Raw genomic sequence first — 9,372 nt, 5'->3', positions numbered from 1 at the left:
GTGAGGACGGTGCGGGCCCGTCCCAGGTCGCGGCGCAGGGCGTCGTGCAGGATCCCCATCATCCGGGTGTCGGCGGGAGCGGCCCGATCGGTGCTCATTGCGGGTCGCCTGCTTCGAGGAGTGTTCTCGCGTGCTCGAGGTTGCTGCGGACGTCGCGGGCGTACAGTTTCGCGACGATTCCGTCGGCGAGTGCGCCGAATATGCCGCCGAGGGACCCGGATTCCTGGTGATAGGTGACCCGGGTGCCCCGGTCGGTGGATTCGAACAGGGTTTCGGTCTCGTACGGGACCGGACTGTCGGTGCCGCGGCGGCGCAGATACTTGCCCTGCTCGATGTCGGTGAGTTCCTCGGTGATCTCGAGTTGCCGGCCGGCGACCTCGACCACACCGTGCACGACCGAGCCGACCTCACCGGCCTGACCCGAGACCAACTCGTACGAGATCACATTGGTCATGAACAGCGTCACGTTGCCGGGATCCTGAATGAAAGTGAAAACTTCCTCGATGGGGCGGTCGATGACGACGGATTCCTCGGCGACAATCATGATGACTCCAGTCTGGAAAGGGGGTTCATTGCTGGGACTCGCAGTAGTGCGGCGCCCTGCTCGACCTGGTTTTCACGATCGCTGGCGCAGCATCATCTCCCCGAGGGCGATGTCGTATTCGCCTGTCGTGTTGTCGAATCGGACGCTGTAGGTGGTGGGGTAGTAGGCGGTGTGCTGGTAGGCCTGCGGCTGCTTTACGGGCTCTTGAATCGTCGGCCTGGTCAACAGCCACGCGTGGGTCATCATCGGCTCCATGAAGGTGTAGTTCCCGTCCCAGGACCCGTTGATGAACGTCTGGGTGAAGTCGTAGATGCCCGGGATCATTCCGGCGGTCGCGTCCATCCAGTGCACCCCCATTAACGGCACTGCCAGCTCGGATGCGAGCGGCCCGGGCGGGGTGATGTAATCGCGGGGGATGTACTTGCCGTCGGGCAGGTGTGCGGCGCGGGCCGCGTACTCCGGTGCGGCGGGATCGATCCCCATGGTCGAGGACATGTCGGTCATGTAGAAGTGCATGTCGAAATGCGGTTTGCCGAACAGGATCTCGGGTTCGTGTCCGTGCGGGTTCCAGTTGAGCATGACGTGGTCGAATACCGTCGCCGACGCCTGCTCGGGTAAGCCAAGCATGAACATCGCACTGGTGTCGGGCAGCCCCTCCAAGGCAGCCGCCGACATCCGGAGACCGACCGCGGTCGGCTCACCCCGCGTGTCCACGGTGGTGTAGATCCTCACCGTCCCATGGCCGACGCTCTGCGACGAGCCGAAGTAGGTGCGGATCTCCTCCGGTCCGGCGGCGGCCGCGCCGCACCCGGCCACGGTGACGCAGGCCGCGAGCAGAAGTCCCAGCAAGCGGTGCATTCGATGATGTCGCATGATGTGGCCACCTTGTCGAGATCGGTGCCGGCCCCTTTCAGGGTCCGCACAAGCTTTCCTTGCACGCGCGCCGCGCGATCGTCACGAGATCCGCGCGCAGCGCACGGGCGAGCAGCGGAGCAACCATCGGCAGCATCAGTCCGCCCGGCCGCGTCGTCGCCTCCACCGCCCACTCGATGCGCACACGGGTGCCTAACACCACCGGCTCGAAGCGCATCTCGTAGACACCCCCGAAGGGCTCGCTGAGCACGGCATTGACGGTCCGCCGCGGGCGATCGAACACGGTGTAATCCGAGGTGCCCTGCACGGTCAGCGGACCGATGCGCAGGACCATCGAGTACCGGGGTGTGCCATCGGCGCGGATGTGGTAGTCACGCACCGCCGCAACCCGTTTCGACAGGTTCACCAGATGCTGCCCCTGATCTGCGAAGAAGTCCCAGGTCTCCTCAGGGTCGAATGGGAAGACCATCTCGGCGTGAACCGTCCGGCTCATCACGCTCAACTCCAGTGTCGAATGCCGCGATACGGAACTTGTGACTGGACCCAGTGTGGGTCGGCGGTGCGTCCCCGGACCATCCCTCACGTGGGGGATATTAAGAGCTTGTCTCATGTGGGAAGTTTCTTGAAGCAAGTGAGTGCCGCGGCGAGGTGGAGGAATCCGGCGAAGTGCTCGGCGTGGCGTTCGTAGCGGATGGTCAGACGTCGGTAGCCGGTGAGCCAGGCGATGATGCGTTCGATCTTCCACCGGTATCGGCCCAGCCGGTCGTTCCTCTCGATTCCGCGGCGGGCGATGCGTGGGACAATTCTCTCTTCGCGCAGCCACCGGCGGTGCTTGTCGTAGTCGTAGCCCTTGTCGGCGCGAAGCTTTCCGGGTTTGCGACGGCGCGGCCCTCGTCGGGATTTCACCGCCGGGATCGCGCTGACCATCGGTTGCAGCAGGGTGCTGTCGTGGGTGTTCGCCGCGGACACATCGACGACCAGCGGGATGCCGTTGGCTTCGGACAGGACGTGGATCTTCGACCCCTTCTTGCCGCGATCGACCGGACTCGGCCCGGTCAGCGATCCCCCTTTTTCGCCCGGACGCTCGCGGCGTCCAGGATCGCGGCCGTCCAGTCGAGTTCACCGGCGCTTCCGAGCCGGTCGAGCACCTCGCGGTGCAGTCTCTCGAACACCCCGGCCGCCGCCCAGGCGGTAAATCTTCGGTGCGCGGTAGGCACGGTGACCCCGAACGAGGGCGGCAGATGCCGCCACGCACATCCGCTGGTCAGCACGTACACGATCGCGGTGAACACCGCCCGATCCTCCAACGGCGCACTGCCGCCTCCCTGTGGCCGTGCGGCGAATCGCGGAATCAACGGTTCGACGATCTCCCACAACGCATCCGGCACCAACCGCAGTGACAACCCATCTAACACGCGTCACATTATGTCCCATACGCCACTTCATCCACATGAGACACGCTCTAAGCAGGCCCTCGACCAGCGGATACTGGTCACATGACGTCGGCCCGGGGAGGCCGAATTGCTGCGCGTGGGCGGGTAGGAGTTCCTGCCCCATCCCCAAGGTGGGCGGGACGTTTCCGACTTTGATTCTCGACGCGCGTTGCAGTGGCCCGGGAGAGGTCCTCAGGCGAACGGGTGTCGACAAACCCGAGTGGTCGACTACTCCGCAACGTTAGCCTTGTCAGAAGAATCCCGTGCGGCGCTCGCCCATGTTCCGCGCGACAACGTGCAGGGAGTTGAGATGCCCGATCGCAGCCCCACCTCGACCCCGATCGCGCCGCCGAACGACGCCACGAAGGCGCAACTCGTCCAGTGGGCTCTCGACCGCCTCAACGCCCAGGACGTCGACAGCCTGCGTGGTAGTTTTTGGACCGCCGACTCCACCGTGCACTTCCCGACCGGGACGTGTCGCGGGAGCGCCGAGATCGCCGCCTACTTCGAGCAGGTCTTCGCCGCCGTCACCGACTTCACCTTCGAGACGGTCTCGATCGCCGAGTCCGGCGATGACGTCTTGGTCCACTGGCATTTGACCGGACGGCACGTCGGCACCTTTGTCGGCATCGCCGCCACCGGGCGGCGAATCGATTTCGAGGGATTCGACCACTTCGTCGTTCAGGACGGGAAGGTCGTCACGAACACGGTGCGCTACGACCAAATGGAGTTCGCCCGCCAGATCAAGCTGCTACCGCCCGACGGATCAATTGCGGATCGCGCGTTGAAGGCTGCCTTCAACGCCACAACGCGTGTAGTCGGCATCGTTCGACGTCGTTAGCTCGCGATCACAGGTGACTACCCGGCTCGCAAATTCTCGACGTACGGCAGATCACCGTTCGCAGACACTGCAACTCGCGTCGAAAATCAAAGTCGGAAAAACCCTGGGCCACTACTCACAGCTATATCGGTGGAGCGGGTGTCCTCGCTCGGATACGGGCGGGCACGGGGCCGCCGGCTACCATGGTGAACGGCGTGACGAGTGGGAAGTCGGCACCGAGGGACTCGGTCTGGACTGTTCGGAGGATGCCGGCCAAGGCCAATGTCGCTTCGAGCATGGCGAAATGATCCCCGATACAGGTGCGCGGACCGCCTCCGAACGGCAGGTACTGCCACCTGGTGCGCCCCGCCGATCGGTCCGGGCTGAACCGCTCCGGGTCGAACCGACCAGGGGCGCCCCACAGGGTGGGATCGTGATGGAGCGCATAGATCCCGACGATGACGTTCGTGCCGGCCGGAATTCGGTAGCCGTCGACCGCGACATCGCGCATGGCCCTGCGACCGACCGCGGCCGCGGGTGGACAGGCCCGTAGTGCTTCATGGACCACCTGGACGGTGTAGGGGATGCGGGCCACGTCGTCCACGTGCAGTGGGCGATCGCCGAGTGCGGCGACCTCCGCCGCCACTCGATCTTGGATCGCGCGATCGCGCCCCAGGGCCCAGAGGCTGTAGGCCAAGGTGGTCGCCGTGGTGTCGTGTCCGGCAAAAAGGAACGCCCACAGCTCCTGGCGGATCGCCCGGTCGGTGAATGGCTTCCCGGTCTGGGGGTCGGTCGTATCGAAGAAGAGTCTGATCAGCTCGGCATTCCGGCCGGGTTCATCGTGGGCCGAAGTGATCGCTTCATCGATCACGGTGTCGACGACGTCCTTCGCGGTACGAAACCGGTGGCGCGGGGGTGTCGGCAGCCAGGCTGGTGCGCGGACAGGCTGCAGCGCGCGATGCGACACGAACCGGGCGGCACGGTCGAGCGCCGGTCCGAGTACCTCGGCCTGCGCGCCGAGGTCGCTCCCGAACAGTGACTGCCCGAGCACCCGCAAGGTCAGTCGCCGGGTTTCCCTGTCGAGGTCGACCTGGTCCGAGCGGGCCCACTCCGCGGCCATGGTCTGCGCGACACCCGCCATGCAGCTGGCATAGATCGCGACGTGTTTCTTGGTGAACAGCGGCTGTAAGGTTCGGCGTCGGCTCAGCCACGGCTCGTGGGTGATGTTGAAGAGGTTGTCGCCGGACCATTTTCGTGATTCGGCATGGACGGTCAATTCCTTGTCGAAGGCGCCGTCGGAACCGCCGAGGACGTCGTGAGCACCTTGCGGCGAGGTGACGACAGCAAATGGCGGCACCAGTCGCTTCGGTCCGAGTGCGACGATCGTGACCGGTCCGCCCGCGTCCCGGATGTCCTCGAGACCGGTGTGAAACTTGTTCAGGGCCTTGACCCGTGCGAACAGCGGCATCGGCGCGTCGGGTGCTATCGGATACTCTTGCGCCTCTTCGCTGGTCCGGGCCACGACGTCAAGTCTGACACTCGGCCCGGCTCGACCGCTAGACCAGGGGACGCCCCCCGTTGAGGACTCGGACACCACGCCGCTCCGGTGTTCGTCCCCGAGTCGACATGCGAGAGCTCGGCAGGAACGACCCCGTCTGCCGAACGCGGACCGGGGCGTTCCGAAACCGGCCCCGTGGCCGGAAGCCGGTGAGCTGCGCGTTCCCGTTTCCCCGTCCGAGAAAACCGACTCGCGGAACTGGGATCGAAACCGCTGGCCCACTGCGCATCGTTGTTGCAGAACTGATGGGTGAGGCGGCAGTTCGCCCGGGTGTGGGGGCCTTCGCGGTCGATGTGGTCGATCGACAGGACTTCCGGGCCGTACAGGGCATCGAAGTCCACTGGCTCCAGGCAGAGTTGGCATATCCCGCCGTCGCGGGCATAGATGTCCATTCGGGTGAACCGCTCGGCGATGATCTTGCCGTCGACGTCGACCGGCGGAATGAAGCTGGCGCGGTCGCGGCGGTGGTCCCGGAACAGCTCCCGCTCTCACCGCGCCCGGCGGCGCGGCGACGCGACATTGCGTGGGCCGGGTCAGCTGTCGCACGACCGCAGCGCTGGCGTCGAGCACGAAGTCGGCGACGTCCGGGCCGTGGTACAGCGTCAGGTTTCGGTCGGAGTCGCTGGGCACCACGGCTCCGCCGGGCTAGGGAATGCCAGCAAATTGGCCGAATGGGTGAGATTGTCTCGGCGAGCAGTCCTGCGCGAATGGCTTCCTCAACGGTGGACAGCTGTCCGCGAACATCCGCGAGCTGGGGGGTCTGGGGCATGCAACGGATCGTGTCGTCGCTGTTGACAGCCCAAATTTTGAGGTCCATCATTATGGACATGAAAGTGGGGTCGCCGCGCCCGTACCGGATGACCGCCCGGGCGCAATCGGCGGCACAGACCACGGAGCGGATCATGGGCGCCACGCTGGAGCTGTACCGGGAGTATTGGCTGGACGAGATCACCCTCGAGCGGGTCGCGGGCCGGGCCGGGGTGTCGATCAAGACGGTGCAGCGCAAGTTCGGCAACCGGGACGGACTGCTGACCGCGACGCTGCGGTGGATCGGCCGCGAGGTCACCGCGCAGCGCTTCCCGGTCGCGGCCGGTGACGTCGACGCCGCCGTCGAGAACCTGATGACGCACTACGAGCAGTGGGGGCCGCTGGGTTTGCGGCACGTGCTGCAGGCGCAGCGCTCGCCGCTCATCGCGTCGATCGTCGCCCGCGCGCAGGGCCTCCACCACCGCTGGGTGGAGCAGGTGTTCGCCCCGTACCTGGACCCGCTGCCGGCGGCGGATCGTGACCTGTTGTTCGCTCAGCTCGCCGCCGGCACCGACGTGCTGGTCTGGCACGTGTTCCGCAATGATCTCGGCATGTCGGCCGAGCGTACCGGGCAGGCGCTGCTCGGCATGCTGCGGGCGCTGCTCCCGGACGCGCCACCCGAACCGACCTGAACCGGGCCCATCCCGAGACCCAGCCTCCTGGAGGCCACGCCATGGCACACATCCTGTTCGTCACCTGGGACGGCGGCGGCAACGTGCCCCCGCCCTCGGCATCGCGACCGAGCTCCACCGCCGCGGCCACGAGGTCCGGTTCCTCGGGCATGAACAGCAGCGCCGGCAGATCGAGAACCTGGGTTTCCGGTTCACCGCGTTCCGCCGTGCCCGGCCCTGGCGGTCGACCACCGCACACCCCGGAATCCGCGGTCTGTACGCGTATCTGTCGGTGTTCACCGACCCCGGCCCCGGGATCGATCTGCTCGACACCGTCGCCGCCGAACCCGCCGACGTGGTGGTGACCGACTGCCTGCTCTACGGCGCCCTGGCCGCGGCCGAGCGGGCCCGCCTGCCGCGGGTGACGCTGGTGCACACCTTCTACGAGTTCATGGAAGCGGGCGCCAGGCGCGGCCCGGCACCGGTGCTGGCCCGCCTGAAAGGGCAACGGCCCCTGCGGTTGTGGACCTCCTCGGACCTGGTGCTGGTGACCACCGAGCGGGAACTCGACCCGGCCGGGCGCCGGCGCCGTGATCTGCCCCCGGCGGTCCACTACACCGGGGTGGTGCCGCACCGCATGCCGTCCGCCCTGACCTGGGTCGGGGAGCGGGAGCCGCTGATCCTGGTCAGCCTGTCCAGCACCAACTTCCGCGGCCAGCAGCAGACTCTGCAACGCGTCCTCGACGCGCTGCGCGGGGTCCCGGCACGCACGGTGGTGACCACCGGCACCTCCGTCGACCCCACGACGCTGACCGCCGGCCCGGACGCCGAGATCCACGGCCACCTCGATCACGAGACGATCCTGCCGGACGCCACCCTCGTCATCGGGCACGGTGGACACGACACCACCATGCGCGCCCTGGCCCACGACGTGCCGCTGATCATCCTGCCGATGCACCCGCTGCTCGATCAGACGATGATCGGCCGCACCCTCGACCACCGCGGTGCGGCCCGCTGCCTGCCCAAGAAGGCCCCACCCGACCGCATCCGAGCTGCGGTGGACACTCTTCTCGCCGACGGCCCACACCGGGCGGCCGCCGCCGGGCTCGGGACGAGGATCCGCTCCCACGACGGCTCGATGGCCGCAGCCGACCTCATCGACCACCTACCCCACCGACAGGTACGCAGATGAATCTGACTGCTCCGACCGTCGGCTGAATCCACCTCCCCACGCACCCCGCCATCCACACCCACCAACACGAACACGACCCAGGAGGGCGCCATGATCATCACCGAGGAATCCGTTGTCATCGAACGCCCCATCGAGGAGGTGTTCGCCTTCTTCCACGACCCTGCCAACGTCACCCGGTACGCCAAGAAACGTGGCGTCCTACCAGCACGTGTCGGGAGACTGCGGTGAAATGGGCGCCGTCGTGCATCACGTCGTCAAGGTCGCCGGCCGGCGGCTCGACGTCACCGAGGAACTGACCGGCGTCGAGCAGGACACGTCCCTGCGTCGCCGCGGCGTCGACACTCCCGCCCCCCTTCGAGACCGAAATCCGCTTCGCCCCGGCCGGGGCGGAGAGCACCCGGGTCACCTGGCACCAGGAGTCCGGGAAGTTCGGTGGCCTCCTCGGCAAGATCCCCGATGGGATCGTCGCGACACTCTATGCCCGCAACGCCCACCGCAATCTCGCTAACGCGAAGACCGTGCTCGAAGCCTGACACACCGTGCGGGCACCACCCTCCACGGGGCGGTTCGCCCACCCGGTCACTCTCATTTCGCCGCGACCACCCGCCGCCGGCACCCGTGACATCGAGTAGCCCGCGACCACCCAATTGCGTCGGGTGATCCTGCCAAGAAGGCCTGATCTCATGACTGAAGACACGCGCACTACTGCCCCCACCGTCGCCCCGTCCGGCACGTTCGCCAGCCTCGACCCGCGCTCGGGCACCGTCCTCGCCGAATACCCGATCGCCGACTCGGTCGCCGTGGCCGCCGCGGTGGATCGGGCCCGCGCCGCCGCCCGCTGGTGGCACGACCAGGGCTTTCGCGGGCGTCGCACCATGCTGCTCGCGTTCAAGAGGGCCGTCGCGTCCGACGCCGACGCCCTCGCCACGCTCATCTCCGCCGAGACCGGCAAACCCCGCGGCGACGCCGCCCTCGAGATCATGCTGGCGATCGAGCATCTGGACTGGGCCGCCCGGCACGCCCGAAAAATCTTGCGGCGCAAACGGGTTCGGTCCGGTCTGGCCGCGATCAACCAGTCCGCGTCCCTCGGCTACCAGCCGCTCGGGGTGATCGGTGTCATCGGCCCGTGGAACTTCCCGCTCTACACCCCGATGGGCGCGATCTCCTACGCCCTCGCCGCCGGCAACGCGGTGGTGTTCAAACCCTCCGAGCTGACCCCAGGGGTCGGCACCTGGCTGGAGCAGAAGTGGAACTCGCTCGATGGCACGCGGCCGGTGCTGCAGGTGGTCACCGGTCTCGGGGAGACCGGCACCGCACTCGCCCGGGCCGGGGTCGACAAGATCGCCTTCACCGGCTCCGGCACCACCGCCCGCAAAGTGATGACAACCTGCGCCGAAACCCTCACCCCGCTGGTGGCCGAGTGCGGCGGCAAGGACGCGATGGTGGTCGCCGAGGACGCCGACCTGGACAAGGCCGCCGAAGCCGCCGCCGTCGGCGCGTTCGGCAACGCCGGCCAGGTCTGCGCCGGTGTCGA

General features: G+C 67.2%; 10 protein-coding genes. 5 read left to right on the top strand and 5 right to left on the bottom strand.

Going from position 1 to position 9,372, the window contains the following annotated elements; all coding sequences use genetic code 11:
- Positions 1 to 94 precede the first annotated feature (94 nt).
- From MLGJGCBP_RS46230 to MLGJGCBP_RS46215, 4 genes are all read right to left on the bottom strand, one after another.
- A complete protein-coding gene (locus MLGJGCBP_RS46230) occupies positions 95 to 544 on the bottom strand; it encodes an SRPBCC family protein (RefSeq protein ID WP_007300066.1) in 450 nt (149 codons plus the stop codon).
- A 72-nt stretch (positions 545 to 616) separates the two neighbouring features.
- Positions 617 to 1,417: a DUF5602 domain-containing protein gene (locus MLGJGCBP_RS46225; RefSeq protein WP_007300067.1), complete on the bottom strand. Its 801-nt coding sequence runs from the start codon at positions 1,415 to 1,417 to the stop codon at positions 617 to 619.
- A gap of 37 nt (positions 1,418 to 1,454) precedes the next feature.
- Entirely contained in the window at positions 1,455 to 1,910 is a 456-nt protein-coding gene (locus MLGJGCBP_RS46220; protein ID WP_007300068.1) for an SRPBCC family protein, read from the bottom strand.
- Between the two features lie 113 nt (positions 1,911 to 2,023).
- A protein-coding gene (locus MLGJGCBP_RS46215) for an IS5 family transposase (RefSeq protein ID WP_236581034.1) occupies positions 2,024 to 2,832 on the bottom strand; the annotation gives its coding sequence in 2 pieces (ribosomal slippage) (positions 2,024 to 2,499 and positions 2,499 to 2,832; 810 coding nt in all).
- 328 nt (positions 2,833 to 3,160) lie between these two features.
- Between MLGJGCBP_RS46215 and MLGJGCBP_RS46210 the strand changes: the two genes are divergently transcribed.
- Complete coding sequence (locus MLGJGCBP_RS46210; protein ID WP_007300071.1) at positions 3,161 to 3,691, top strand: ester cyclase; 531 nt, start codon at positions 3,161 to 3,163, stop codon at positions 3,689 to 3,691.
- Positions 3,692 to 3,812: 121 nt separating this feature from the next.
- On the opposite strand, the gene MLGJGCBP_RS46205 is transcribed toward MLGJGCBP_RS46210, so the two are convergent.
- The gene (locus tag MLGJGCBP_RS46205) at positions 3,813 to 5,138 is read right to left on the bottom strand and encodes a cytochrome P450 (RefSeq protein WP_007300072.1); all 1,326 of its coding nucleotides are present in this window, start codon (positions 5,136 to 5,138) and stop codon (positions 3,813 to 3,815) included.
- Between the two features lie 911 nt (positions 5,139 to 6,049).
- Here MLGJGCBP_RS46205 and MLGJGCBP_RS46200 point away from each other — a divergent pair.
- From MLGJGCBP_RS46200 to MLGJGCBP_RS46185, 4 genes are all read left to right on the top strand, one after another.
- Positions 6,050 to 6,667, top strand: coding sequence for a TetR/AcrR family transcriptional regulator (locus MLGJGCBP_RS46200; protein ID WP_007300073.1), 618 nt, complete (start codon positions 6,050 to 6,052; stop codon positions 6,665 to 6,667).
- A 271-nt stretch (positions 6,668 to 6,938) separates the two neighbouring features.
- Positions 6,939 to 7,838 (top strand): glycosyltransferase, encoded by a 900-nt coding sequence (locus MLGJGCBP_RS46195; RefSeq protein WP_007300074.1) that lies wholly within the window; start codon positions 6,939 to 6,941, stop codon positions 7,836 to 7,838.
- Positions 7,839 to 7,928: 90 nt separating this feature from the next.
- The gene (locus MLGJGCBP_RS52730) at positions 7,929 to 8,066 is read left to right on the top strand and encodes a hypothetical protein (RefSeq protein ID WP_007300075.1); all 138 of its coding nucleotides are present in this window, start codon (positions 7,929 to 7,931) and stop codon (positions 8,064 to 8,066) included.
- 455 nt (positions 8,067 to 8,521) lie between these two features.
- On the top strand, positions 8,522 to 9,372 hold an 851-nt coding region (locus tag MLGJGCBP_RS46185; protein WP_160095700.1), incomplete at its 3' end, for an aldehyde dehydrogenase family protein.

This window comes from Rhodococcus sp. T7, from assembly GCF_009872365.1.
In the GTDB taxonomy this organism is placed as follows: Bacteria; Actinomycetota; Actinomycetes; order Mycobacteriales; family Mycobacteriaceae; genus Rhodococcus_F.
This window is presented reverse-complemented; position numbering and strand designations above follow the sequence as displayed.